Origin of the sequence: Corynebacterium sp. NML 120412, assembly GCF_002285155.1 — a bacterium.
GTDB lineage: Bacteria > Actinomycetota > Actinomycetes > Mycobacteriales > Mycobacteriaceae > Corynebacterium > Corynebacterium gottingense.
The window spans coordinates 18427-43657 of the sequence record NZ_NSGL01000001.1 but is presented as its reverse complement, the minus strand read 5'-3'; the positions used below and the strand labels follow the sequence as shown (position 1 = coordinate 43657).

Here is a 25231-nt window from a genome sequence, read left to right as displayed (position 1 = left end):
ATGCCGGCTACTGCTCCCGCAGCACGCCGCGGACTACGTCATCGAGCCAGTCGACGGCGTAGTCGTACCCGGTCTGCCCGTCCACGTTGAACCCGCCCGCGCTATCGGTGTACCCGAGCTTGTAGTACGACATGTGGCGCGGCCCGAAGTCGCCGGCCTGGCTTGCCGACGCCAGAAGGTTCGCGTTGACGGGATTGCGCCTCGCCGCCTGCAGACCGGCGGCGCTTGCCACCTGGTCCATCAGTTGCGTTACCGCACCATGGGTCGCGACTTGTCTGCGCTCCGTCGGCGTCGGCACGCGCGGCACGACCCCGGCACGGGCGAGCTGCAGGTAGAACCGCTCCGTGGCTTGCGTCGCCCGCATCGTTTCTAGCGCCACGTCGAACCACGCCGTCGCACCCCCACCAGCCTCCTCGTCCGCAGCACCGTCACCCGAAGCTGCCGCGACCGCGCCGCGCAGCCCCTCGAGCGCCGGCAGCAGGTACGTCCAGGTCACGCCCTCCTTCGCCAGGTTCGGCAGCGCCGACAGCAGCGTCACCGCCACGAGCTGCTCGGGCGGGGTGGCCGCCTGCTCCGACCGGGTGGCGCCATCGGCCGCCTGGGCGAAGAGTGCGATCTCTCCGAGGATGAGGGCGGCGGCGGGGGCGTCGAGAAGCGATAGCCCAGACTCGCGCACCGCCTGCTGCACCGGCACGCCCGCGTCCATGCGGCGGGAAAACTCCAGCACGTGCGCGCCCGTCGCCGCGTTGGGCGGGCCCACGGCCTCCTCGCGCATCGCCACATCCGCCAGGTCGCGCAGCGCGGAATCCGGGTCCGTCGAGCACGCCATATCGGCGGGGTTGCACAGCGAGAGCACCTTGCCCTCCAGGCCGGCGAAGCTCAGCGCGCGCTCGCCGGCCAGGCCCACGCGCTCCGGAATCACCCCGGACCCGCCACCGTTGATCAGCTCGCCGCCGCGCGCCAGCACCCCCTTCGGCGCGGGCGCGTACAGCTTGGCGGGCGGCAGTGCCCGTTGCCTATCGACGCTCGCCCGCCCCGGATCCGCAAACAACACCACCCCGGCAATCTGCTCCGGGCCCACCCCGCGCACCTGGCCGTGCGCCGCCCGCGCCGCCGCGTCGCCGATCAGGTGGGCGCCCTGCGAGTAGCCCACCATGATGAAACGGGTCTGCGGGCACGCGCTCGCCACGGTCTCCATCTCGCGCACCGCGTCGTCCGTTCCTTGCGTGACGGACTCGCCGTAGGTCGCCGCCTCCGTGCCCTCGATGCCGCCGCTGGCGCTGCCGAGCGCGCTCAAGCGGCCCAACGAGGCGGGGTAGCGGACCTGGTAGCTGCGCACCGTGCGCGCGCCGAAGTGTTCGGTGAGGTCGGCGGCGGGGGAGGAGTTGTCGTCGAAAAGCGGGGTTAAGCGACAAAATGTGTGCTTTTTGAGCTATAGATTCCCGGTCTTACCTCCGGCTACGGCGGGAAAGTGCTCGTCGAATCGGGATTCCTGGCTTGCAACATGAAGGTCCACCACTCCAGCCATGAGATGTGCTACTGGCACTGGCTGTTAAACCAGCCTGCATGCCAACTCAACACAGAAAGAGAAAACACAACAGACCCCTGTGCCCGGCATGCCAGCACACCACCATAAAAATGGGCACCACCTCCAGCGGAACACAGCGATGGCGCTGCACACACTGCCGACACACCTTCACCAACCCCAACGCGGCAAAGACCAACGCATACCGGTTTGCCATCTTCATCGACTGGATTACCGGCCAGCGCCCCCTCGATGCTGTCGCTGCAGCCCACAACGTCTCCAGGCGCACACTTATCCGCTGGTTTACCTACTTCTGGTTCATCATCGTCCCGTGCAAACCAGACCCGTACCGCGTCTACGACCAACTTTTTATAGACGGCACCTACTTCCACAAAAAATGCCTGCTTGTCGCCGCAACCAGCGATCACGTCGTCGCCTGGCACTGGTGCACACGAGAAACCGCCTATGACTACGCCAAACTCTTCGACCTGATCGCCGAACCCCTCGTCGTCACCACAGACGGCTCCGGTGGCGCGCACAAAGCCATCAAACAATGCTGGCCAAACGCCTCTATCCAACGCTGCCTCGTCCACGTGCGACGCGACACCATCAAAGACACCACACGCCAACCAACACTGACCGCCCACAAAGCACTCCTTCGCCTCGGCAACCAACTGACCCACATCACCACCCGTGAACAGGCAATTGACTGGGCACTTCGCCTCAACCGTTTCCATGACCTCTACGGCGATTGGCTCAAAGACCGCACCTACCGCGACCAAGTCAGCGACAAAGAGATCCCAAAACACGTTCGCGACAACCAGCAATGGTGGTACACCCACCCCAGAGCCCGCAGAGCCTACCGCCGATTCGAACGCCTCTACCAACAAGGCCACCTCTTCGTCTGGCTCACCCCACCAAACGACACCGCAACCGGACTGAAAACCACCACAAACAGCCTGGAAGGTGGGGTCAACGCACAACTTAAACACCTTGCCCGAGCCCACCGCGGCACATTTGACGAACACCAACGAATCATCATGGACTGGTGGCTCTACCTGCACACCCAGCACCACGATGACCCGCTGGCACTAGCAATCGAGCAAAACTTCGGCCACGTCGGCTACGCACGCGCCCGCCAGGCACACATGCGCCAACGCGACCAAGCCAACTCACCCGACGGCCGGCCGAAAGTCTACGACACCGGCATCGACACCGACTTCAACCCCTCCTGGGCCATCCGACACGGCTGGGCAGGACGAACATAACCCCAGCACAACACACCCAAAAACCACCCATCCCACCCCCAAAAAAGCACACATTTTGTCGCTTAAGTCGACACGCCGAGAAAAGCACACATTTTGTCGCTTAACCCGAAAAGCGTGTCGCGGGCTGACGGGTCCCAGGAATGCGAAAACCCCGAGCCCGCCGCTTGCACGACGTGGATCGGGGTACAGCTCGGCGCGAACGGCCGCAGCGGCTGCGCTGTAGCAACAGGGGTAGCCGCAGCGGCGAGCGCAAGCAGGGCGACGAGGGCGGGAACACGTTTCACGCGAAACATATTAGTACCGCGCTGCACGCCTGCGCGTCTACTTGCGCGGCAGAGCCATGAGCGCGGCGCCGATGGCTACGAGCCAGGAGTCCTTCGACAGCGGCAGGCCCTCCTGGGACGGGCGGATACCGTCGTCCTCGGTCATCGCGTCGTTGCCGAAGTACATGGTGAGCAGGCCCGCGCCGAACGTCGCGAGCGCGGCACCCGCGAGGCGGTTGGGCACGAACGGGGCGAGCAGCGCGGCGCCGATGCCGGTCTCGGAGTAGGCGACGAACTTGGCAAAGGTTTCCTTGTCCATGTCCTTCAGCGCCGGGATGCCGGTGACGGCCATGCCGTGGAGGAACTCGGCGGTGCCCTCGTCGGCACCAATCTTGCCGATGCCGGAGTTCAGGATATACAGGCCGGTGGGCACGCGCAGCGCGCCGGAGGCGAGGCGGGTCTTTGACTTCGCAGCCTTCTGTGCCTTGGCGGCCTTGGCGGCCTTCGGGTTAGCGGGGAGCAGGTTGAGCGGGTTGAACATGATGTGTCCTTCCGTGGGGGATGTCGTCCATCAAGATGATACGTCAACAATCCGCCCCCGGCAAAGGCTCGCGGTCTTAGACCGAAAGCTCGGGGTGCAGATCGCGCTCTGGGATCTGGCGCAGCCTGGTCAGGCCCAGGCAGGCGACCACCCACGAGCCTACCGCGATGCCCAACAGCACCAGTGTCGCGCGGATCATGCGAGGATCGCCGCCGTCGGTGCCGAACAGGGCGTAGCGCATGAGGTCCACCGAGTAGCGCATCGGGTCCCAGCTGTGCACCCACTGAATGAACTTCGGCTGCACCTCGGGCGGGTACAGGCCGTTCGACGCCACCAGCTGCAGCGACATGAGCGCCATGGTGAGCAGGCGGCCGATCGACTTACCAAAGATGCAGTTGAGCATGTAGATGAAGGAAACGAACACCCACGACACGCCCACCAGCACCGCCAGCATCACACCCGCGTGCGCCGGCTCGACGCGCAGGATGCACACCTGCATGATCCACAGGAAGACCGACTGCACGCCGGTGACCAGGAACGACGGCAGCAGCGTGTTGAGCGCCACGCGCACTGGCGACGCCCCCGAGTCGATCGCGCGACGCGAAATCGGCTCGAAGATCATGTACAGCACCAGGCCGCCGAACCACAGGGACAGCGACAGGAAGAACGGGGAGAGGCCCTTGCCAAAGAACGTCAGCTCGTCGCCGGCCTGGTTCAGTACGACCGGGTTGGAGGCGGAGTCGACCGCCTTGTTCAGGCGCTCGCCCTCCCACGTCGGCGCCTGCTCCTGCGCGTCGTGGAGTTTGACGCTGAGCTCGCCGGTGCCGTCGTCGAGCTGCACCAGGCCGTCGTTCAGCGCGCCGAGGCCCACGACGAGCTGGTTGGAGCCGTCGGCCAGCTTGGACGACGCGTCCGACGCCGTGTTCGCCGCCACGACCAGCTGCGACGTGCCGTCCTTCAGCTGCGCCACGCCGGCGACGAGCGTGCCGGAGCCGTCCTGCAGCTTGGCCAGGCCGGCCGCCAGCTGCTGAGCCGCGTCGGTGGCGCGGTTCACGCCGCCGCGGTACTGCGCGTTCGGGTCCTGCAGCTCGTTGGCCACCTGGTGCGCGCCGCTCTGCAGCAGCTGCAGCTGGCTCACCAGGTCCGAGTTCATCGCCGTGGCGAGCGGGCCGCCGTGCAGCTGCGCCTGCGTCTGGCGAGCCTGCGCCGCAATCTGCTCCGTGCCCGGGATCGGCGAGGCGTCCAGGTCAGCGATGACCTGGTTCAGGGATGCGTCGATGTCCGCGAACGCCGCCTGCGCCGCGCCGAGCTGGCCGGCCACGCCCGCGATCTTGTCCACGCCGCCCGCAACCTGCGACGCGCCCGCGCCCAGCTTGTCGGTGCCGCCCTGCAGGGTCAGCATGCCTTCGGAGAGCTGGTTCGCGCCGTCCGCCGCCGTGCCGATGCCGGTGTTGAGCTGCTGGGCGCCGTCCTGGAGGCGCGTCACGCCGTCGTCAAGCTGGTGCGCGGCGCTGGGCATCTGCTGCAGCTTCGAGTTGAACTCTTGCATGCCGTTGTCCAGCTTCGTGGCGCCGTCGTCAAGCTTCTGCCCGCCCTCGCCGGCCTTCTTCGCGCCCTCGTTGAGCTGGCCCGCGCCGTCGGCGGCCTGGCCCATGCCGTCGTTGATGGTGTTGAAGCCGACGAAGAGCTGGTCCACCACCTTCGATCCGACCGTGTTGGACACGGTATCCGTGATCACTCGCGAGGCCTGCCCGCCCAGCATCGTCGGAATGAAGCCGTTCGTCTCATTCAGCGTGACGTTGATCTTCGCCTGGTGCGGGTTGTCCTCCTTCACGCTGGTCACGGCCTCGGTGAAGTCGGTCGGGATCTCCATGCCCAGGTAGTAGGTGCCGTCCGCGATGCCCTGCCGGGCCTCGTCGGCGGAAACCACCTGGAAGTTCATGGGCTTTTCCTCGAGCAGCTTATCGACGACCTGCTGCCCATTCTCACCCTCATCCGAGTTCACCAACGCCACCGGCACCTTGTTCAGGTTGCCCAACGGGTCCCAATAACTCCACACGAACAGGCCGCCGAACAGCAGCGGCAGCAGCGTGATAGCAATCAGCGCCAGAGGCGGCAGCTTGCCGTGTAGAAACTTGCGGAAATTCGATCCCAGGTGCAGTCCGCTCATCGGTCCTCCTCGTTCGCACTCGTCACCAACACCGGGACTTCCTCAGCGACCGCGTACAGGTTGTCCAGCAGCTTCGCGCGCAGCGACATGTCGCGGATCTGGTCCACGTCGTCCACGATGAGCAGCTCCGCGTTCGGCCGCGACACCAGCGCGAGCAGAATGCGGAAGCGGAAGCGGTCGAGCACGTTGAGCTCGCCTACCGACGTATCGCTGTCAAGCTCCTCGAGCCCCAGCGGCTCCAGCCAGCGAGCCACGGTGTCGTGCTCGAGCGGGTGGCGCGGCGTCGGCTTGAAAAACGGCTGCGACCACGCGATCTGCTCGCGCAGCAAATCGCGCAGCGGGATCTGCCGGTCGAGCGAATCGATCATGTGCACGCCGGCCAGCGCCGTCTTTTTGAAGCCGGGGCCGTCGACCGTGCCCGAGTGCGGCTTGTAGCGCCCGGCGAGGGTCATCGCGAGCGTCGTGGCGCTTGACTCGCGCCCGACGTGCAGAAAGTTGAAGCCCTCGCTGGCGTCGACGCTCACCGGGTCGTCGCCTTTGCGCAGCACAAGGTCGGTTGCGCTGAGAATTTGTGTCATTGAAAAACTCCAAGTGGAGGGTTGGCTATCACTTAAGACTCCTGCTATGGTGCTCCGCATGTAGCGCGATGTCAAGACGAAACTGTATCGCGCGGGAAGGAGATGCAGGTGCGATCAGATGCGCGCGCGAAACGCGACCAAATCATCACCGCCGCCACCGAGCAGTTCCGCACCCGCCCCAACTCCGCGGTAACGCTCGAGGGCGTGGCGAAGGACGCCGGCGTCGGCATTGCCACCCTATACCGCCACTTCCCGTCGCGGGCGGAACTGCGCCAGGCGTGCGCGCTCCGTTTCATCGAGGACCTGGACGGGTTTCTCGACGACACCCTCGCCGCCTTCGACGACGACCCCGAAGGCAGCTGGGAGCGCTTCGTGTGGCGGCTCGTGGATTACGGGGTGGGCATGCTCGTCGGCGCGCTCGCGTCCGAGCTGCCGGACGGCGTGGAGCCAGACGTGGAGTGCCGCCGCGACGAGTTCTTCGCCCGCGTGCAGGTGCTGCTGGACAAGGCCGCGCCCCACGGCCTCATCGCGCCGGACCAGACGCCGACCGAGCTCGCCTCCGAGCTCATCGTGGTCACCCGCCCCATGGACGCGACCCTCACGGCGCTGTTTCCCGACGTGCGCGAGCGCCTCGTGCGCAACCTCCTCATTGCCTGGCGCGCGGAAAACCCTTAACCAGTATTAGACGCAGGGAACGGGCCCGCGGTTCCCTTCGGTGGGTGTTTTGGGAGTCTTCTCACAAGTGCTTGTTTGCGCTGGTCACGGGCCCGTATGGTGCTGGGTATGGATGTGATTGCAGACCTTGTGGCCCACGACCGCGCCGGCGTTGACTACGTCGCCGCGGCCGTTGGCGTGTCTGCAGATTCGCTTATCGACGCCGGCGTGGCCCCCGACCGCGCCGCCCAGCTAGTCGTTGCCGCCCGCATGTTGTACGCGCCGACGTCGCATTCGCGCTACCAGGCCCGTGCGGTGGCAGGTGCTCGTGAGTGCGGGCATCGGGTGGATACGTTGGCCTATATTGCGCGTGCGTCGCGCTCGATTACAGATGCGACGAACCGGTGGCGGTTTATTGAAACGCTGTGTGCCACCAGTGGTGATTTGGCGTGTGTGCGCCGTGTTGCTGGGCAGTTGAAGCGGGAGTTGTCGCCGGCGCCTGCGCGCACGCCTGGGGTGCGGGTGCGCCAGCATGGGGATGGGATGGCAACGCTTCGTGTGACAGGGCCGGCCCTTGCGGTGCAAGGTGTCTACGATGCGGCGAAAGATGATGTTGCTGGTTGGTTGGCCAATGATTGCCCGAAGGCGGACTACACGGTGCGTGTAACTGCGAATTTGGATCTTGGTGATTACGTGAAGATCATCTCGGGTGCCGGCGACGATGTTGAGGTGCATTTTGCCAACGGGGTGATTTGTTCTGGTGAGGAGTTTGTGCGGATGCAGCTCGAGGAACTGGGTGCGATCATTTTGGTGGGGGCGGCTGATGGGCCGGTCAATGCGTATGATGCGCGGTTTGCGCATCGGAAGCATCGGGAGATGATGTTGGCGGATTCGCTTACGTGTACGTGGAAGGATTGTGATGTGCCGGCGTCACAGTGCGATGCGCATCATATGGTGGAGCATCAGCATGGGGGTGAGACTGAGGTGGGGAATTTGGGGTGGTTGTGTCGGTATCACAATTATCAGGCCGGTCGGCCGTCGCGTGGGCGGACGCAGCGTCGGGATGGGCGGATTGTGTGGGTCTCGCCGTCGGGTCGGGTCACACCGACTGGGGTGGATCACGCCGCGCGGGCGCCGTTTCGTAGCCCGGACCCGCCGGATGATGGGTAGCGTGCCGTCGCTTTCGAGTCAGCGCCAGTGCCCCTGGCGCCAACACGCATGCCTGCCTGTGAAAACGGCCGCAGAAGACGGCGCCGGGCGTTAGAATCAAGGTATGAGCATTCGGTGTAACCACGACGACCGCAACCGCACGGCCGAGGTCCTGTCCGCTGCGCTTGGCCAGGGGCAGATTGACGTGAACGAGTTCGAGGAGCGTTCCTCGAAGTGCGAGGCGGCCACGACTCGCGACAACCTCGTGGCCCTCATCGCCGACCTTGTCGATGACCCCCAGAACCGCCTCTTCGGCCACCGCGAGCCGGCGCAGATCCCGGGCGCCGAGCTCGCCCCGCCTGTTGAGGCTGCGCTCGCACAGGTGCAGGCGGTCGAGCGCGGTCGGAGCGTCTCGCTCGGCGTGTTCGGCGGGTCGAAAGTCCGCGGCGACGCCATCGCGGCCACGCACACGGCGGTGGGCGTCTTCGGCGGCGTAGACATTGACCTGCGCGGTGCGCAGTTGGCGCAGCCGGTGACCACCATCAATGCGGTCGGCGTCTTCGGCGGTGTCGACGTGTACGTGCCCGAGGGCTTCCGCGTGCGCGTCAACGGGGTCGGGCTCTTCGGCGGCCACGACATGCAACTGGCGCCCGGCGTGATCGACCCGGCGGACCTGCCGGATTCCGCGCCCGAGATCGTGGTGCGCTGCTTCAGCCTGTTTGGCGGCGTCGACGTCCACGTGGTCAGGCGCGGCGACCCGCGCCTTTAGTCCTCGCGCAGCGCGTGGCGGCTCTTGCGGGTGGAGGTGCCGCGGGTGGCCTTGCGCTGGTCGTCCTCGAGAGTGTCCAGGGTGGACAGGCCCTCACCGGTGCCCTCGGTGTGGTCGCGGGTGTCGTCGAGGCTGGTGGTCAGCACGGTCGAGCCAGTCGAGCCGGCGGAGTCCTTCGCGTGCGCGTCGGTGGCGGTGTCAGGGGAGTACACGCCGGTGCTCTCCTCGGCGTGCAGGTCGTCCTCCGTGGTGGTGGAGTAGACCAGCTTCGCTTCGCCGGTGCTGGTGCGCGGCTGGGGGGCGGGCTCGGTGGCGTCGTTAAGCTTGTCCTTGAGCCAGAACTGCCAGCACGCCCAGCCGGCGCCGGCGAGCGCCGCGAGGCCGAAGATGCCGGCCGCGATCTTGCCGCCGTTGCCCTTGGCCTTCTTCTTGTGCTGCTTCGCCTCGGCCTTCCAAGCCTTGCGCTGCTCCTCGCGGGCCGGCAGCGCGGCGTTGAAGGCGGCGCGGCGGCGGTCCAAGCGCGTGTGGGCGGCGCGGGTGACGTCGCCGGCTTGGGTACGGGCGGCGTCGTAAAGCTCCTCGAGCTGCTCCTTGTCCGCAAGGTCGTGCAGGGAGTCGATGTTGTTGTTCTTCAGCGTGTCAACGAGCGAATCGTACAGCTCGCGCTTCTTCTTCTCGTCCTGCCCGCGCAGGTACTTCACGGTGTCGGAGATGCCGGTGAGCAGGGCCTGGAAAATTTGCGTGTTCATTGTCGCTCCTCTGTGTAGGGGGTCGAGGTCGGTTCGCCCCAAGGCTACCCAAACCGCCGCCGCACACGCCCGGACCAAGCGTTACGCAAAAACATACCAAGCTGTTCATTTCTGCGATTAATATTCACGAATTTAACGCGCGTGGCCTGCCCGGATGCGCCCCCTCGTTGTGCCCCGAAAAACCGGCCCCTAGATTCTTGGACACCGTTGAAAAACGGCCCCAACACAGAGAAAGGCGGAAACCAATGCGCGGCACTTTTGCACCGACGCGGCTGTCTGCCTCCGCGCCGATCGACCGCGTCGGCGAGGACACCACGCAGCAGCGGCGGCGCACGCGCACCGCGTTGAGCTTCGAGCTGATCCCGCCCCGCCACGGCGCGGACGAGGGCAAACTCGACGAGCTCATCGCCGGCCTCGCGGCCTACCGCCCCGACTACGTCTCCGTGACCAGCTCACGGCGCAGCGACTGGCTCACCGGCACGGCCGCGCTCATCGCGCGCGTCGCCGAAACGACCAACCTGCGCCCGATCGCGCACCTCGCCTGCACCGCGGGCACGCGCGAGGAGCTGGTCACGTGGATTCGCACGCTCATCGACGCCGGCGTCCGCGGCTTCCTCGCCCTCCGGGGCGACCTGCCCGAGACCGGCATGCCAGCGGACCACCTCCAGCACGCCACGGACCTGCTCAACCTGATCCAGGACGTGGAGGACGAGGAGGCGTTCCGCCTGGCCGCCGGCAAGCTGGCGCTGTCGGTGGCGTGCTACCCGTCGGGGCACGCGGAGTCCAAGAACTTCGACGAAGACCTGGACGTGCTGCTGTCCAAGCAGCGGCTGGGCGCGGATTTCGCCATCACGCAGCTGTTTTTCAACGCGCAGGACTACCTCGACTTTGTGGAGGTGGCCCGACTCGCCGGGGTCCGCATCCCGCTCATCCCCGGCATTATGCCCATGACCAGCCTAAAGCGTGTGCAGCGGATGGGCGAGCTCTCCGGCATCGAGGTGCCGGAGTGCGTGGCCCGCACGCTCGCGCAGGCCACGACGCCTGAGGAGGAGTACGAGCTGGGCATGCAGATGTCCGCGCGGCTCGCCAACACCATCCTGGACGCCGGCACCGGCGGCCTGCACGTGTACACGCACAACAACCTCGCTGTGACCCAGGACCTGTTGTCCCGCATCGGGATCCCGCAGCGGGCAGACCACTCACCCCAATAAACCCGAATTACCCGACCCACCCGTTTCCATTGAAAGGACCTACTGTGTCATCCTCGTCACCGTTCCCCAAGGCCACAATCGAGGGCTACCCGCGCATCGGCGCGAACCGCGAGCTGAAGCGCGCGCTGGAGAGCTACTGGGCGGGCCGCATCGACGCGGACACGTTCCGCTCCACCACGCACGCGCTGCGCATTGACAATTACAACCACCTGCGCGACCTCGGGCTGACCGAGGATTACGCCATCGCCGCCGACGTGGCCTACTACGACCAGGTTCTGGAGACGGCGCTGACCGTCGGCCTGATCCCGGGCGGCACCGACCTGGACGAGGAGTTCGCCCTCGCCCGCGGCAACGACACCCGCGTCCCGCTCGAGATGACCAAGTGGTTCGACACCAACTACCACTACCTCGTCCCGGAGATCGCCGCTGGCCAGGACATCGCGCCCGCCGCGGAGCGCATCGTGCGCATCTTCGAGGAGGCCAAGGAGGCCGGCCACACGGTCCGCCCGTTCCTGGTCGGCCCCGTCACCCTGATCGCCCTGTCCAAGCCGGCCGAGTGGTCGCTGTTGCCCTCGCTTATCGACGCCTACGCCACCGTCCTCGCAGCCCTCAAGGACGCCGGTGCCGAGTGGGTCCAGCTGGCGGAGCCCGCCCTGGTCGCCGACCTGTCCACCCCGGACGCGGAGCTGGCGCAGCACCTGCGCGAGGCGTACACGACACTCCTCGGCGCGGACAACCGCCCGGCCGTGTACCTGACCACCCCGTACGGCGCGACCCGCGAGGCGCTGCCGGTCCTGGCGGAGCTCGCCCCCGAGGCACTGCACGTGGACCTGGCGCCGTGGACCCTTGACCAGGACGCCGACTACCCGCAGCGCGTGGCCAAGGCGATCCCGGCGGAGACCCACCTGGTGGCGGGCCTGGTCGACGGCCGCAACGTGTGGGCCGCGAACCTGCGCGAGCGCACCGAGGTCCTCGAGGCCGTGGCCGCCGGCCGCGACGCCGTCTCGGTCTCCACGTCCACCTCGCTGCAGCACGTGCCGCACACCCTGAAGGCGGAGAAGAACCTGCCCGTGGACGTCGCGACCTGGCTGTCGTTTGCCGACGAGAAGGTCGCCGAGATCCAGGCGCTCGTCGCCGGCCCCGAGGCCGCCGAGGAGGCGTTCGCCCAGTCGGATCGTGCGGTCCGGACGAGGGCTGAGAGCGAGAAGATCCACAACGCGGGCGTCGAGAAGCGTGTGCAGGCGCTCCCCGAGGGAGCCGTGCAGCGCCAGCCGGAGTTCTCCGCGCGCCAGGCCGCGCAGCGCGAGGCGCTCGGCCTGCCGACCCTGCCCACGACCACGATCGGCTCGTTCCCGCAGACCCCGGAGATCCGCAAGGCGCGCGCCGACCACAAGGCGGGCGAGCTCGACGACGCCGCCTACCAGGAGGCCCTGCGCACCGAGATCAAGAACGTCATCGAGCTGCAGGAAGAGATCGGCGTCGACGTGCTCGTCCACGGCGAGGCCGAGCGCAACGACATGGTGCAGTACTTCGCCGAGCTGCTCGACGGCTTCGTTGTCACCGAGAACGGCTGGGTCCAGTCCTACGGCTCGCGCTGCACCCGCCCGCCGATCGTCGTCGGCGACGTTTCCCGCGCCGCCGCGATGACGGTCGAGTGGGCGAAGTACGCGCAGTCGCTGTCCGACAAGCCGGTCAAGGGCATGCTCACCGGCCCGGTCACCATCCTGGCCTGGAGCTTTAAGCGCGACGACGTCCCGCTCGCCGTCTCCGCCGACCAGATCGCGCTCGCGCTTGCCGACGAAGTCCGCGACCTCGAGAACGCCGGCGTCAAGGTCATCCAGATCGACGAGCCCGCGCTGCGCGAGCTCCTCCCGCTGCGCGCCGACGAGCGCGCCGCCTACCTCGACTGGGCCGTCCGCGCGTTCCGCCTGGTCGCCCTGGAGGCGCAGCCCGCAACCCAGATCCACACCCACCTCTGCTACTCCGAGTTCGGGCAGATCATCGACGCCGTCGCCGCTCTCGACGCCGACGTCACCTCCATCGAGGCTGCGCGCTCCAAGATGGAGCTGCTCGAGGACCTCGACGAGTCCTTCCACTCCGAGATCGGCCCGGGCGTGTGGGACATCCACTCCCCGCGCGTGCCGTCGCAGGAGGAGATCGCGGGCCTGCTGCGCGCCGCGCTGCAGCACGTGCCCACCGACCGCCTCTGGGTCAACCCGGACTGCGGCCTGAAGACCCGCGGCTATGCCGAGGTCGAGCCGTCGCTGCGCAACCTGGTCGCCGCACGCGATGAGGTCGTCGCTGGCCTGAAGTAGGCGCCGCGCCGAACACGCGACCCGGTGGTGTGGGAACGCACCCCAGGTCGCTTTCGTGTGCCACCCTCCGCCACCCGCGCGCGAAAATGCGTATCCTTGGACCCATGACTGATAAGACGCAGACGATGACCCTGCACACCAACCACGGCGACATCGTGATTGACCTGTTTGGCAACCACGCGCCGAAGACCGTGGAGATCATCACCGGCCTGGCCAAGGGCACCCAGGAGTACTCGGCGGCCAACGCCTCCGGCTCCAACGAGGGCCCGTTCTACGACGGTGCGATCTTCCACCGCATCATCCCCGGCTTCATGATCCAGGGCGGCGACCCGACCGGCACCGGCACCGGCGGCCCGGGCTTCAACTTCGCCGACGAGTTCCACCCGGAGCTCACCTTCGACCGCCCGTACCTGCTCGCCATGGCGAATGCCGGCCCGGGCACCAACGGCTCCCAGTTCTTCATCACCGTCGCCGAGACCCCGTGGCTGAACAACCGCCACACCATCTTCGGCGAGGTCACTGACGAGGCTTCGCGCAAGGTCGTCGACGAGCTTGCGAACGTGCAGACCGGCCGCATGGACCGCCCGGTCGAGGACGTCGTTATCAAGTCCGTCGAGGTCTCCGAGTAAGACCGCTTCGACCCTTGCCCCCGCTCAGTGCAGCGGGGGCACTTTTGTATTTGGAGGCCTGACATGCAGAAGATTGCCCAGCAGTTCTTCCGCGGCGCGCCCGTGAGCGTGGCCATCACCGCGCTGTGCACCCTCGTGTACGCGGTGATGGCGGTGCAGTCGCGCTCGCTGGACAGCGTGGTGTGGGATTCGGTGGGCGCCGAGCTCGTGCTGTGGGGGCCGGAGACGCGGGGCGCGGGGCTCGTGCGCGCGCTCACAGCCGGGTTCGTGCACTTAAGCGCCACGCACCTCGTGCTCAACATGCTCATGCTCGCCGTGATCGGCACCGAGGTCGAGCGCGCCGTGGGCAGCGGCCCCTACGCGGTGGCGTACGCGGCGGGGATCCTGGGGTCCTCCGCCGCGGTGCTCCAGTTCGCGTTCCTCACCCCGACCGCGGGGGCGTCGGGCGCGCTCTACGCCCTCATGGCGGTGTTCGTTGCCATCGCCTATCGACGCCACGTCGACCCCCGCCCCGCCCTCATCCTCCTCGCGGGCAACGTGGTGTACACGCTCGTCGCCTCGGACGTAAGCGTGTGGGGGCACGCCGGCGGGCTGGTTGCGGGGGCGCTGATGGCGTGGCCACTGACGTCGCCAAGCGTGCGTACGCGGTGGGTGGCGGCGTGGGTCGCGCTGGCGGTGTGCACAGTGTGCACAGTGAGCGCGGGGTACGCGGGGTAGCTGACTTGGGGATTGTGGAGAAGTGCGGCGTGTTGTCCACCGGTTATCCCCATGGGGAGTTTTCCACAGATCTATTCACATTGTGGATAGTTACGGGCGTGTAATTCCTCGAACTGGGGGCGGGGTGGCGTCGATTAGCGAGGGCAAAGAGCGTTCGAACAGCCACTTTGTTCGGGTTGTGGAAGTAGTGCACAGGTTTATCCACAGGCTGTGGAATGTGGGGTATGCACAGAGGGATCCACAGCCTGTGGATAACTTCGCCGTTGTGGGCGCAGTAAGAAGCCCGGGCCTCCGTGGTGGAGAGCCCGGGCGGGAGAAAGAATTTCGAAGCGGAACCGCTTAGGCGGTCAGCTTAGAAGGTGCCGTCCAGCTTGCGGCCGAAGTCGGTGACGGTTGCCTCGCGGGAGTCGACGTCCTGGTCGTTGTCGTCGGACTCGTCGCCATCGAGACGGCCGGTCTGGGTCGCGGTGATGTAGTTGTGGATGCGGCCCTCGGAGGTGTTGCCATCGCCGAAGTTGAAGGAAGCAACTGCAACCTCCTCGCCGGACTTGATCGGGTTAGCCAGGGTGACCTCGAAGGTGCGGACGCCCTTCTTGCGGTCGAAGCCCAGGTCGCGGACGTGAGCGCCCTTGTGGCTGTTGGCGGTGATCAGGCGGTCGACGCCCTCCGGGCCCTCAGCGGTCTTGACGTCAACGCGGAAGGTGACAGCCGGGAACTCGCCGTAGTAGCGGTCCTTGCCAACGTTCTTGATGCGCAGCGCAGCGGTGCCAGCGAAGCCGGAGGACTTCCAGGAGGAGGAGGTGAAGTACGGCTCGAGGTCCAGGTCCTGCTGCTCGCGGTCAGCAGCGTCCTCGGCGGTCTCGCCCTCGGTCTCGGTCTCCTCGATGGTCTCCTCGACCTCGGTGTTCTCCTTGTCAGCAACCTCGGTAGCCTCGTCGTCCTCGACGACCTCGGTGCCCTCGTCGGTGATGTCCTTGTTGGTGACGTCAGCGGCCTCGTCGTCGTTGACCTTGGTCACGTCCTCGAGGTCCTCGCCCTCGCGGAGCTTGTTGACCTCGTCCTCGAAGTTCGGGTTTGCATCGTCGACAGGCTTGGTGACCTGTGCGCCCTTGTTCGGAGCCCAGGAAGCAGCCGGGGTGTCGTAGTTCTTGACGCGGACCTCGTTCTTGACCGGCATGTTTGCGATCCACGCGGTCGGGGTCGCCCAGGTGCCGTTCGGGCGGCAGCGCTGCTGGGTACCGGTCATGGTGACGGTGCGGAAGCCGTAGGTAGCCTCGCCGGTGTTGCCGGCCGGAACCTCGTACGGGCCGATCTTCTGGCCGACGGACCAGGACAGGGAGCCGGAGACGTCCCAGCCGAGGGACTTGGCCAGGGTGTAGCCGATGGTGCCCTGCAGGCCGTCCTTGGAGCCGGTGCCGCCGATGTTCAGGGTCTCGGTCTTGGAGCCGTTGACGGAAGCGGAGATCTGCTGGGTACGGGACAGGTCCTGGGTCAGGTTGACCGGGCTGTCGGACAGGTTGGTGGTGGAGATGGTGCCGACCGGCAGGAAGTTGTCGGTGACCTTGTAGACGACCGTGCGGTAGTCCTCGGTGGAGTTGCAGACCGGGCGCGGGTTGAGCACGTTGGCCTTGATGTGATCGGAGCCACGGTAGGTGTGGATGATCGGGAGGGAGTCGTTGGTTGCCGGGGTCTCCGGGCGGGACTCCTCGTTGGTCATTGCGTGAGCGGGGGCGGTCAGTGCGCCACCAGCGATGGCGACGGTAGCCACTGCGGCGAAGGCGGTACGGAAGGCGCGCATGTGGTTTTCCTTTCTGAGATTCGAAGTAAGTGCGATTTCGACGCGGTTGACGTCCTGGTAAGTATTTATAGCGACTTAACTGAGATTGCGCTTAACACGGTGCGAATCCACCCACATCCGGGGGTGGCGAGGACTTGTAGAAACATCCATAGGAATACTAACTATGCAGGTCACAGGAGTTTCGGGAAAATCCGCGAATATTAATGATCACCGCGTTTGCTTACCTATCAATTACTCAAATTCTCAGGTTCGTGCTGAAGGCGAGCAAAAAAGAAGCGGATACCCGCGAGGGGTATCCGCCTGCAGCGTGGCGTCGATTAGCGCCAGCCCATTGTCATGAGCAAACCGACGATCATCCCGGCGAAGCCGATGGCGTAATTCCACGGGCCCAGCTCCGCGAGGAACGGGATCTGGTCGGCAGCAAGGTAGAAGACGATCAGCCAGGCCAGGCCCAGGATCATCAGGCCAAACATGATGACCTTGTACCACATCGGGGTACCGCCGGTGTTGATCTTGACCGGGGTGCGGGTGGCGCCGGAGGAAGCGGTAGTGACCGGCTTCGCGTCCTTGGTGACTTTTGCTTTCGGCATATTCTTGCTCCTTACAGGCCGAGCCCGCGGATTGCGTCGCCCAGCTGGTTCCCGTTGGCGTTCTGGGGCGATACCTTACCAGGCGACTGCGAGGCGGCACTATTGTTCAGCGGGTTGAGCTGGGCCGCGTCGAACTCCCACAGGTTGTAGCCGATGGCCTGGTCCTTGCGGATCGTCTCGCCCGCGCCCACGCCCTGGTGGCCGATCATGCCGGCGTCCACCATCGCGCCCGTGGGCACCGGCGGGCCGGCGACGAGGCGGCCGTTCCAGCCGGCCTCGCGCAACTTCTCATCCGCAGCGTTGACGTCCAGGCGCGTGATCTCCGGCATGATCATCAGCATCCCGTTGGACACGCGCAGCTCCACGGTCGTACCCGCGTTGACCTCGGTGTTCTCGCCGGCCACGGCGAGGACCTCGCCGTCGGGGCGCTCCGAGTCGATCTTGGTTACCGTTGCGCGCAAGTCTAACGACGACAGCGTCGCCGTCGCCTGGTTCACGTCCAACCCGACCAGCGACGGGATCTCCACCTGCTTCGGGCCCGAGGACACGGTGATGGTGACCTTGCTGCCCTTGGACAGCTGCGTGCCCGCGGCCGGGTGCTGGGAGATGATCGCGCCCTCCGGGACGTCCTCGGACGCCTCGTGGCGGATCTCCTCGTTCAGCTCCAGGCCGCTCTCCTCCAGCAGCGCCTGCGCCTCCTGCGGCGCCATGTCGGTGAGGTCCGGCACGTCCGTGACCTCCTTGCCCGTGGACACGCTCACCGTGATCAGGGTGCCGCGCTGCAGCTCGGAGCCGGCGGTCGGGTTGGTGCCAATCACGTCGCCGCGCGCGAAGTCCGGGCTCGGCTCGTCGCTCACAGCGACCTGGAAGCCCAGGCCCTCGAGCTCGGAGACGGCCTCGTCGCGGTGCTTGCCGGTCACGTCCGGGACCTGCGTCAGGTTGACCGGGCTGTCGGACAGGTTGGTGGTGGAGATGGTGCCGACCGGCAGGAAGTTGTCGGTGACCTTGTAGACGACCGTGCGGTAGTCCGCGTCGGCGGCGTGCGCGCCAGGCTGCTGCTGGCCCAGGTCGTGCTCGGCCGCCGCCAGGTGGGTGCGCGCGGCGTGCGTGACGCTGCCGCGCTCCAGCAGCGTGAGGTCCTCGCACATCTGGGTGGCGGACTGGTAGCGGTCGGCCGGGTGCTTCGCCATCGCAGTGAGGATGACGGAGTCGAGGTTCACGGCTTCGTCGTCAGTCAGCGCGTTCGCGGCGTCGGCAGCATTAGCCACGGTGCCGTGCGCGCCGTTGGTGCGGCCCAGCGCGGCGAGGCGCTCGCTCGGCGGCTCCGGGTCCTCCTGAACGTGCATGTACGCCACGCCAAACGGGGACTCGTTCTCAAACGGCGGGGTGCCGGTCACGGCCTCGTACATCACGCAGCCGAGCGCGTAGATGTCGGAGCGGGCGTCCACCGGTTTCCCGCGCGCCTGCTCGGGGGAGAGGTACTGGGCGGTGCCGATCACCGCGGAAGTCTGCGTGTGGACGGAGGAGGAATCGTCCACCGCGCGCGCGATGCCAAAGTCCATCACCTTCACCTCGCCGGTGTTGGTGACCATGATGTTGGCCGGCTTGATGTCGCGGTGGATAATGCCCGCGTCGTGGCTGGCCTGCAGGGCGCGCGCCACCGGGATCAGCAGCGACGCCGCCCGATTCGGCGGCAGCGGCCCGTCCTCGCGCACGATGTCGCGCAGGTTCCGGCCGTTGACCCGCTCCATCACGATGAAGGGGACGGCCACGCCGTCGACGTTTTCCGCGCCCGTGTCGTACACCGCCACGATGTTCGGGTGGTTCAGGCGTGCGGAGTTCTGCGCCTCCAGACGGAAGCGCTCGCGGAAGCTCTCGTCCCGCGCCATGTCCATCTTCAGCATCTTGACCGCTACGCCGCGGCCCAGCACTGTGTCGGTCGCCGCGTAGACATCGCTCATGCCGCCGGTGCCAATTACGTCACCGAGCTCGTAGCGATCCGCGATCATCATTGCGCATTACCTCCGAGGATGGAATCAAGGTCAGGCAATTCTATCTCACCTGCGCCGCTGTCCGTTCCAGTGTCGGCGCCTGCGGACGGGGCGGCGGGTGCCGATGGTGCCGGCGTCGCCACACTTGGCACCTCCTGCGCGCTTGTCGGCGCGCCGGCCGTCTTCGAGCCCTGCGGCGCCGACGGGCGCGCCGCCGAGGTGGGGGCCTCCCGAGAGTGCTTCGGCTGCGTGGGTTCGTCGCTGATGGTCAGCGTCTCGGGGCTCCGCTCGTGGCGCGTCACGGTTTCGCGCTCGCGCGTCGTCGTGTCAGTCTCCGTGTCCTCGTCCTCGCTGGGCGACGGCGTGGATTCCACCGTCTCTGTCTGCGTGACCACGGTCGGGGCCGTGGAAGAGCTCGACGACGCACCACCGCCGATGCCGTCGAGGACGCCGCTGGTCATCGCCCACGCCGCCGCGCCGCCGACGAGCATCAGGCCGAGGATGCCGGCCACGATCGGGCCGGCCTTGGAGGACTTCTCCGGCTCGCGCGCCGGGGCGGGCGCCTCCCGGTAGGTGCCGGCGCGGGAGGAGGCGGGGGCAGGGGGGCGTCGAGAAGCGACTGCTCGAGCGGCGGAAGGCGGGTACGCGCCCGCGGGACGGGTGGTGCGCTCCTCCGCCACGTCGGCGAGCATCTGGGTCGAGGCGGTGGGGGAGGGCTCCGTGGCGATCACCGCGGTCTGGCCGCCCGGCTGTGCGGGGCGCAGGCCCTGGCGGACCTGCTCGACGGCCAGCTGCATCTCGTTGCCGTCGCGGAAACGCTGGCGCGGGTCCTTGCGCAGCGCGATCTCGATGAGCTCGCGCGCCGGGGCGGAGACGGCAATCGGCAGCGCGGGCGGCTCCGCGGACACGTGCGCGAGCGCGACGGACACGGAGGAATCGCCGGTGAACGGGCGGTTGCCCGAGAGCATCTCGTAGCCCACCACGCCCAGCGAGTACACGTCGGAGGCGGCGGTGACCTTCATGCCCTGCGCCTGCTCCGGCGACACGTACTGCGCGGTGCCCACGACCATGCCGGTGCGGGTGAGCGGGACCGCCGCCGCGGCCTTCGCGATGCCGAAGTCGGTGATCTTCACCTGCCCGTTCTGCGTGATCATGAGGTTGCCCGGCTTCATGTCGCGGTGCACCAGGCCCATGCGGTGGATCACGGCGAGGCCGTGCGCCGCCTGCTCGAGCACGTCGAGCGCCAGGTTCTCGTCCAGCGCGCCTTCGCGTGCGATGAGGTCCGCGAGCGACTCGCCGCGGATGTACTCCATGACGATGAAGCACATCTGCGCGCCGCTCGGCGACTCCAGCTCGCGGTAGTCGTAGGTGGCCACGACGTTGGGCGAATTGATGCCCTCCGCCGCGAGCGCCTCGTTGCGGAAGCGGGCGAGGAACTCGTCGTTGGAGCTGAACTCCGGCCGCAGGACCTTGAGCGCCACCTCGCGGTCGTGCGCGGGGTCGTCGGCAAGCCACACCGTGGACATGCCGCCGTGGCCGATTACCCACTGCAGTTGGTAATCGTCGCCGATGAGCGACTGCAGTGCTTCGCGGTTCTCAGTGTTCATCGTTCGTATCCTTCTGCTGGGTTGTATTGCTTATCGACGCTACGCAGCCATCCATCACTGCCCCTCCTCCGGAGCCGGCGCCGCGGGTGCCGCGCGCAGGACCGCGCGCCCGAGCGGGCCGGAGACCTGGCCGCCCGTGGCGCCGTTGCCCAGGTGCCCGCCGTTCTTGACCACGACGCCGACCGCGACGTCCTTCGCCGGGTCGAACGCCACGTACCACACGTGCGGGGCGGCGCCCTCGGCGTGCTCGGCGGTGCCCGTCTTGGAGGCGAAGCCATTGCCGTCGTAGCCCCAGGTGGCGCGCTCGGAGGCGTACATGAGCTCCGTGAGCGTGCCCGCCTCCTCGGGGGTGAGCGCCTCGTTGAGCAGCTCCGGTTTGGTCTCCTCCACGGTGCGCAGGTCCGGGGTGACCACGCGGTTGACCACGTACGGCTTCATCCGCTTGCCGCCGTTGGCCACCACGCCCGCCATGACGGCGGCCTGCAGCGCGGTCATGGTGACGTCGCGCTGGCCGATGGCGGACTGGCCCAGCTCGGCGGCGCCTGGGATGTCGCCCAGCGAGCCGTCCGCGTTGGGGATGCCCAGGTCGTAGTGCTCGCCCACGCCGAAGTCAGCGGCCGCCTTGCGCAGCGGGTCCGCGCCCATGTTCAGCGCCATCTGCACGAAGGCGGTGTTGCAGGACAAGGAGAACGCGGTGGTCAGCGGCACCTGGCCGCCGCCCGCGCAGGCCTGCCCGCCGTAGTTGGTCAGCGGCACGTTGGTGCCCGGCAGCGTGATTTGCGCGTCGCCGGTGAGCATGGACTGCGGCGTGTAGCCGGAGCGCAGGCCCGCGGCGGTGGTGATGATCTTGAAGATGGAGCCCGGCGGCAGCTGCTCCTGCGACGCGTGGTCCAGCAGCGGCTGGCCGGGGTCGTTGGTGAGCTGGGCCCAGGCATCGTTCGCGGTGGCCGGGTTGGCAATCTGGTTCGGGTCGAACGAGGGCGTGGACGCCATCGCGAGCACCTGCCCGCTCGAGGGGCGCAGCGCCACGATCGCGCCGTTGTAGCCGTTGTTGGACAGCTGCTCGTAGGCGAAGGGCTGAAGGTTGGGGTCCATGGACAGCTCGACGGAGTTGCCCACGGCGTCCTCCTCGTGGCCGGTGCGCATGAAGCGGGAGTTGCCCTGGCCGTCGCCGGTCAGCGCGCCGTTGTAGGCGGACTCGACCTGCGAGGTGCCGTAGGTGTCGGACACGTAGCCCACGATCGGGCCGAACGAGTACGGCATGTTGGGGTAGGTGCGCTGGTAGAAGCCGTTGTCGTCGCGGTGGGACTCGGCGAGCACCTGCCCGCCCGCGCTGATCTGGCCGCGGTTGATCTGCTTCAGCTCCAGGAACGTGCGGGAGTTGTGCGGGCTCTGCGCGTACTCTTCCTCGCGGAAGTTCTGGACCACGGTGAAGTTGACCAGCAGCGCCACGGTGAGCAGGAGCGAGAGGATCGCCCCGTATTTCAGTGACTTGTTCATCGGGCGCTCACCGCCTCGGCCACGCCGGTGCCCGGGTGGGAGGCCACCGCGGAGGCGTCGTACTCGGTGGGCGTGTTCGCGCTGTTGGAGATGCGCAGCAGCAGTCCGACCAGGATGTAGTTGGCCATAATGGACGATCCGCCCGCCGACATGAACGGCGTGGTCAGTCCGGTCATGGGCAGCATCGCGGAGATGCCGCCCGCCACCACGAAGATCTGGATGGCCAGGGTGAGCGCGAGTCCGGAGGCGAGCAGCTTGCCGTAGGAGTCGCGCAGCTGCATCGCGGCGCGGAACCCGCGGGTGACCAGCACGGCGAACAGGCACAGCACGGCGGCGATGCCCACGAAGCCGAGCTCCTCGCCCAGCGCGGCGAGGATGTAGTCCGAGTGCGCGACGGGGACGAGCTCGGGGTGGCCGTAGCCCAGGCCGGTGCCGGTCATGCCGCCCCAGCTCAGGCCGATGAGCGCATTGGCCGGCTGGTTGCCGGCGCCGTCGAAGTCCTCGAACGGGTTGATGAAGTTGGTAAAGCGCGTCTGGATCTTCTCGCTGACCTGGTAGACGGCGTAGCCGCCCACGGTCACCAGCCCCAGGCCGATGACCAGCCAGGACGTGCGGCCGGTGGCAAAGTACACCATGCCCAGCACGGTGGCGAACAGCAGCAGCGCCGGGCCGAAATCGTTGGACACGCCCATGATGAGGATGGCGATGGCCCACACCGCCAGAATCGGCGCGAGGTCGCGCAGGCGCGGGAACGTCATGCCCAGGAAGCGCTTGCCCGCCACGGTGAACAGGGCGCGCTTCTGTGCGAGCAGCTGCGCGAAGAAGATGAGCAACAGGATCTTGGAAAACTCGCCCGGCTGGATGGAGAAGGGGCCCAGCCACAGCCAGATGCGCGCGTCCGCGTAGCCCTCCGGCTGCGGCCACACGAGCGGCAGCGCAAGCAGGATCAGCCCGGCCAGGCCGAGCAGGTAGGAGTAGCGCGACAGCGACTTGTGGTCGCGCACGATCGCCAGCGTCAGCACCATGAGCACGACGCCGACCAGCGACCACAGCACTTGCCGCTCCGCCAGCGGCCCGTAGCCGGGTCGTTCCGCCAGGTCGAGGCGGTAGATGATGACCAGGCCGAGCGCGTTGAGCAGCGAGACCACCGGCAGGATCACCTGGTCGGCGCGCGGCGCGAGCAGCGTGAGCGCGACGTGCGCGATCGCGTACACGCCAACGAAGCCGCCGACCAGGTACAGCATGTCGTTCGACAGTGTTCGCCCCTGGCTCATCTCCAGCCCGAATACCATGAGCAGCAAAAGCCCCGCCGAGCACAGCAGCAGGAGGAGCTCGAGGTTGCGCGAGAATAGCCGCTTCACGTCAGCTCACCGTCCTGCAGGTCTCGGGGTCTTCATGCTTATCGACGCACACCGGCAACGCCTCACCCGCCATGCGGTAGAGCAGGCCGAGGACGTCGTCGTACGTGCCGCCGCCAAAGTTCTCCGGCACGGAGCGCTGGCTCTCGGGAAGGTCGGATTGGTTGAACACGTGGCAGTCCTCCGGCGTCGAGTCGGCCGAGACGATGCGCAGCCGGTTCCGGTTGTCCAGGCAGGCCTGCTGGATCGGCGTCCGGTCGTCGCGGTAGCCGTGCTCGATGACGTAGTGGCCGTCGCTCGCCGCGGAGACGAAGTACTGGTCAGACGCGCGGTGCTGCACGAACATCAGCCCGGCAGCCACGAGCGCGATCGCCAGCACGAGCGCGCCGACTACCCACGGCCAGACGGTTCGTTTGCCTCGAGGATGATCCTCCTCGTCGGCATCTTCGGCACCGTCGGAGCCGCCGGTGCCGCCGGAGCCTCCCGCGCCGCCGCGGTCGCCCGCGCTGCCGGCCATCTTGGTGGCCTCGCGGTGCTGGTTCGGCGGGATGGTCTCGGACTTGCGCATGATCGCCGCGGCGCGGCTCGCGGACGAGTCCGGGTGCGACTGCTCGAAGTCCGGCGCCAGCGCGCCGGCCTGCACTGGCGCGGTCGGCAGCTCCGGCGCGTCCTTGTCGTCGGTCTCGACGACGTCTGCGACGACCACGGTGATGTTGTCCGGCCCGCCGGAGCGAAGCGCCAGCTCAATGAGCCGCTGCGACGCGACCTCCGGGGTGCCCTGCCCGAGGGCCACCGCGATGGTCTCCGGGGTGACCGGGTCGGACAGTCCGTCGGAGCACAGCAGGACGCGGTCGCCCGGCTGGGTGTTGATCATCTCCAGGTGCGGCTCGACCGGGCGCCCGGTGTACGCCTTCAAGATCAGCGACTTCTGCGGGTGGCTCGACACGTCGTCCGGGTTGAGCTTGCCTTCGTTGACCAGCGACTGGACGAATGTATCGTCTTCGGTGATTTGGGTCAGCGTGCCGTCGCGAAGCAAATAGCCCCGGGAGTCTCCCACGTGGATCATGCCGAAGCCGAGGCCGTTGAACATGAGCGCGGTGAGCGTCGTGCCCATGCCCGCCTGCTCCGGGTGGTGCTTCACGGACTCGGCGATCGACGCGTTCGCGTCCTCCGCCGCCGCCCCGAGCAGGGCGAGCATGTCCGCGTCGCCGGGGTCGCGGTCCAGGTGCTCCATGTGCTCGACCATGAGCTGGGAGGCGACCTCGCCGGCTGCGTGGCCGCCCATGCCGTCGGCAAGCACGAGCAGCTGCGGGCCCGCGTATGCCGAATCCTCGTTGTTGCCCCTGACCAGGCCGCGGTCGGACGCGGCGACGTAGTTTAAGCGCAAACTCATGGCATCAGCCTCACAATCGTGCGTCCCATCTTTATATCCGTGCCCACAGACACCCTTTCCGGCTGGTCAATGCGCGTGCCGTTGACAAACGTGCCGTTGCGCGAATCCATGTCCTCGATGAACCACTCGCTGCCGCGGCGGAACAGGCGCGCATGCGTGGAGGACGCGAAATCGTCGCCGAGCTGGAAGTCGTTGTCACCGGCCCGCCCGATAGTTAAGTCCTCCAGGCTGGCAATTTCCATGTGGGAGCCTTTGAGGGGCCCCTCAACTACCGCAAGCTCTCGTGCCTTCTCGCGGCGGATGGGAGCGGAGCTCTTCGCTTGTCGACGCACCGCCCCCGCAGCCCGCACCACATCCTTCCGCTGCACCCACAGGACGAGCAGGATGAACACCCACAGCAGTGCGAGCAGGCCGAAGCGGGCGCTGAGAATCACAGCGGAATCCATGGGGCTCCTT

At 67.2% G+C, this 25231-nt stretch carries 20 protein-coding genes and 1 pseudogene; 8 read left to right on the top strand and 13 right to left on the bottom strand.

What is annotated here, in order from left to right; all coding sequences use genetic code 11:
- Positions 1 to 7: 7 nt before the first annotated feature.
- Positions 8 to 1357: pseudogene (locus tag CKJ84_RS00180) on the bottom strand (cutinase family protein); the annotation flags it as partial.
- Between the two features lie 209 nt (positions 1358 to 1566).
- On the opposite strand from CKJ84_RS00180, the gene CKJ84_RS00175 reads away from it, so the two are divergent.
- Positions 1567 to 2793: an IS1249 family transposase gene (locus CKJ84_RS00175; protein WP_095545554.1), complete on the top strand. Its 1227-nt coding sequence runs from the start codon at positions 1567 to 1569 to the stop codon at positions 2791 to 2793.
- A gap of 321 nt (positions 2794 to 3114) precedes the next feature.
- Here CKJ84_RS00175 and CKJ84_RS00170 read toward each other — a convergent pair whose 3' ends face one another.
- From CKJ84_RS00170 to CKJ84_RS00160, 3 genes are all read right to left on the bottom strand, one after another.
- Positions 3115 to 3597: a hypothetical protein gene (locus tag CKJ84_RS00170; RefSeq protein ID WP_233125417.1), complete on the bottom strand. Its 483-nt coding sequence runs from the start codon at positions 3595 to 3597 to the stop codon at positions 3115 to 3117.
- Between the two features lie 76 nt (positions 3598 to 3673).
- Entirely contained in the window at positions 3674 to 5767 is a 2094-nt protein-coding gene (locus CKJ84_RS00165; RefSeq protein WP_095545553.1) for a YhgE/Pip domain-containing protein, read from the bottom strand.
- Positions 5764 to 6345 (bottom strand): hypothetical protein, encoded by a 582-nt coding sequence (locus tag CKJ84_RS00160; protein WP_095535518.1) that lies wholly within the window; start codon positions 6343 to 6345, stop codon positions 5764 to 5766. The genes CKJ84_RS00165 and CKJ84_RS00160 overlap by 4 nt, the downstream gene beginning before the upstream one ends.
- 108 nt (positions 6346 to 6453) lie before the next feature.
- Between CKJ84_RS00160 and CKJ84_RS00155 the strand changes: the two genes are divergently transcribed.
- The 3 genes from CKJ84_RS00155 (at position 6454) to CKJ84_RS00145 (ending at position 8917) form a co-directional block, all read left to right on the top strand.
- Complete coding sequence (locus CKJ84_RS00155) at positions 6454 to 7020, top strand: TetR/AcrR family transcriptional regulator (protein ID WP_095546354.1); 567 nt, start codon at positions 6454 to 6456, stop codon at positions 7018 to 7020.
- 108 nt (positions 7021 to 7128) lie between these two features.
- Entirely contained in the window at positions 7129 to 8169 is a 1041-nt protein-coding gene (locus CKJ84_RS00150) for an HNH endonuclease signature motif containing protein (protein WP_095545552.1), read from the top strand.
- Between the two features lie 103 nt (positions 8170 to 8272).
- Positions 8273 to 8917, top strand: a complete 645-nt coding sequence (locus CKJ84_RS00145) for a DUF1707 domain-containing protein (protein WP_095545551.1) — start codon at positions 8273 to 8275, stop codon at positions 8915 to 8917.
- On the opposite strand, the gene CKJ84_RS00140 is transcribed toward CKJ84_RS00145, so the two are convergent.
- Entirely contained in the window at positions 8914 to 9666 is a 753-nt protein-coding gene (locus CKJ84_RS00140; protein ID WP_095545550.1) for a hypothetical protein, read from the bottom strand. The genes CKJ84_RS00145 and CKJ84_RS00140 overlap by 4 nt on opposite strands.
- Before the next feature lie 245 nt (positions 9667 to 9911).
- Here CKJ84_RS00140 and CKJ84_RS00135 point away from each other — a divergent pair, with 245 nt between their 5' ends.
- The 4 genes from CKJ84_RS00135 (at position 9912) to CKJ84_RS00120 (ending at position 14538) form a co-directional block, all read left to right on the top strand.
- A complete protein-coding gene (locus tag CKJ84_RS00135; RefSeq protein WP_095275321.1) occupies positions 9912 to 10877 on the top strand; it encodes a methylenetetrahydrofolate reductase in 966 nt (321 codons plus the stop codon).
- Positions 10878 to 10921: 44 nt separating this feature from the next.
- Entirely contained in the window at positions 10922 to 13192 is a 2271-nt protein-coding gene (gene metE, locus CKJ84_RS00130; protein WP_095545549.1) for a 5-methyltetrahydropteroyltriglutamate--homocysteine S-methyltransferase, read from the top strand.
- Between the two features lie 104 nt (positions 13193 to 13296).
- The gene (locus tag CKJ84_RS00125; protein WP_095537976.1) at positions 13297 to 13821 is read left to right on the top strand and encodes a peptidylprolyl isomerase; all 525 of its coding nucleotides are present in this window, start codon (positions 13297 to 13299) and stop codon (positions 13819 to 13821) included.
- A gap of 63 nt (positions 13822 to 13884) precedes the next feature.
- Positions 13885 to 14538, top strand: a complete 654-nt coding sequence (locus CKJ84_RS00120; protein WP_095535823.1) for a rhomboid family intramembrane serine protease — start codon at positions 13885 to 13887, stop codon at positions 14536 to 14538.
- A gap of 352 nt (positions 14539 to 14890) precedes the next feature.
- On the opposite strand, the gene CKJ84_RS00115 is transcribed toward CKJ84_RS00120, so the two are convergent.
- The 8 genes from CKJ84_RS00115 to CKJ84_RS00080 form a co-directional block, all read right to left on the bottom strand.
- Positions 14891 to 16336, bottom strand: a complete 1446-nt coding sequence (locus CKJ84_RS00115; RefSeq protein WP_095545548.1) for a hypothetical protein — start codon at positions 16334 to 16336, stop codon at positions 14891 to 14893.
- Between the two features lie 317 nt (positions 16337 to 16653).
- The gene (gene crgA / locus CKJ84_RS00110) at positions 16654 to 16926 is read right to left on the bottom strand and encodes a cell division protein CrgA (protein ID WP_095275316.1); all 273 of its coding nucleotides are present in this window, start codon (positions 16924 to 16926) and stop codon (positions 16654 to 16656) included.
- Positions 16927 to 16937: 11 nt separating this feature from the next.
- Complete coding sequence (gene pknB / locus CKJ84_RS00105; protein WP_095546353.1) at positions 16938 to 18935, bottom strand: Stk1 family PASTA domain-containing Ser/Thr kinase; 1998 nt, start codon at positions 18933 to 18935, stop codon at positions 16938 to 16940.
- Positions 18935 to 20524, bottom strand: coding sequence for a serine/threonine-protein kinase (locus CKJ84_RS00100; protein WP_095545547.1), 1590 nt, complete (start codon positions 20522 to 20524; stop codon positions 18935 to 18937). The genes pknB and CKJ84_RS00100 overlap by 1 nt, the downstream gene beginning before the upstream one ends.
- Before the next feature lie 54 nt (positions 20525 to 20578).
- A complete protein-coding gene (locus CKJ84_RS00095; protein WP_095545546.1) occupies positions 20579 to 22024 on the bottom strand; it encodes a penicillin-binding transpeptidase domain-containing protein in 1446 nt (481 codons plus the stop codon).
- Positions 22021 to 23385: an FtsW/RodA/SpoVE family cell cycle protein gene (locus tag CKJ84_RS00090; protein ID WP_095545545.1), complete on the bottom strand. Its 1365-nt coding sequence runs from the start codon at positions 23383 to 23385 to the stop codon at positions 22021 to 22023. The genes CKJ84_RS00095 and CKJ84_RS00090 overlap by 4 nt, the downstream gene beginning before the upstream one ends.
- Before the next feature lies 1 nt (position 23386).
- A complete protein-coding gene (locus CKJ84_RS00085) occupies positions 23387 to 24775 on the bottom strand; it encodes a PP2C family serine/threonine-protein phosphatase (RefSeq protein WP_095545544.1) in 1389 nt (462 codons plus the stop codon).
- Entirely contained in the window at positions 24772 to 25221 is a 450-nt protein-coding gene (locus CKJ84_RS00080; protein WP_095275311.1) for an FHA domain-containing protein, read from the bottom strand. The genes CKJ84_RS00085 and CKJ84_RS00080 overlap by 4 nt, the downstream gene beginning before the upstream one ends.
- Between the last annotated feature and the right edge of the window lie 10 nt (positions 25222 to 25231).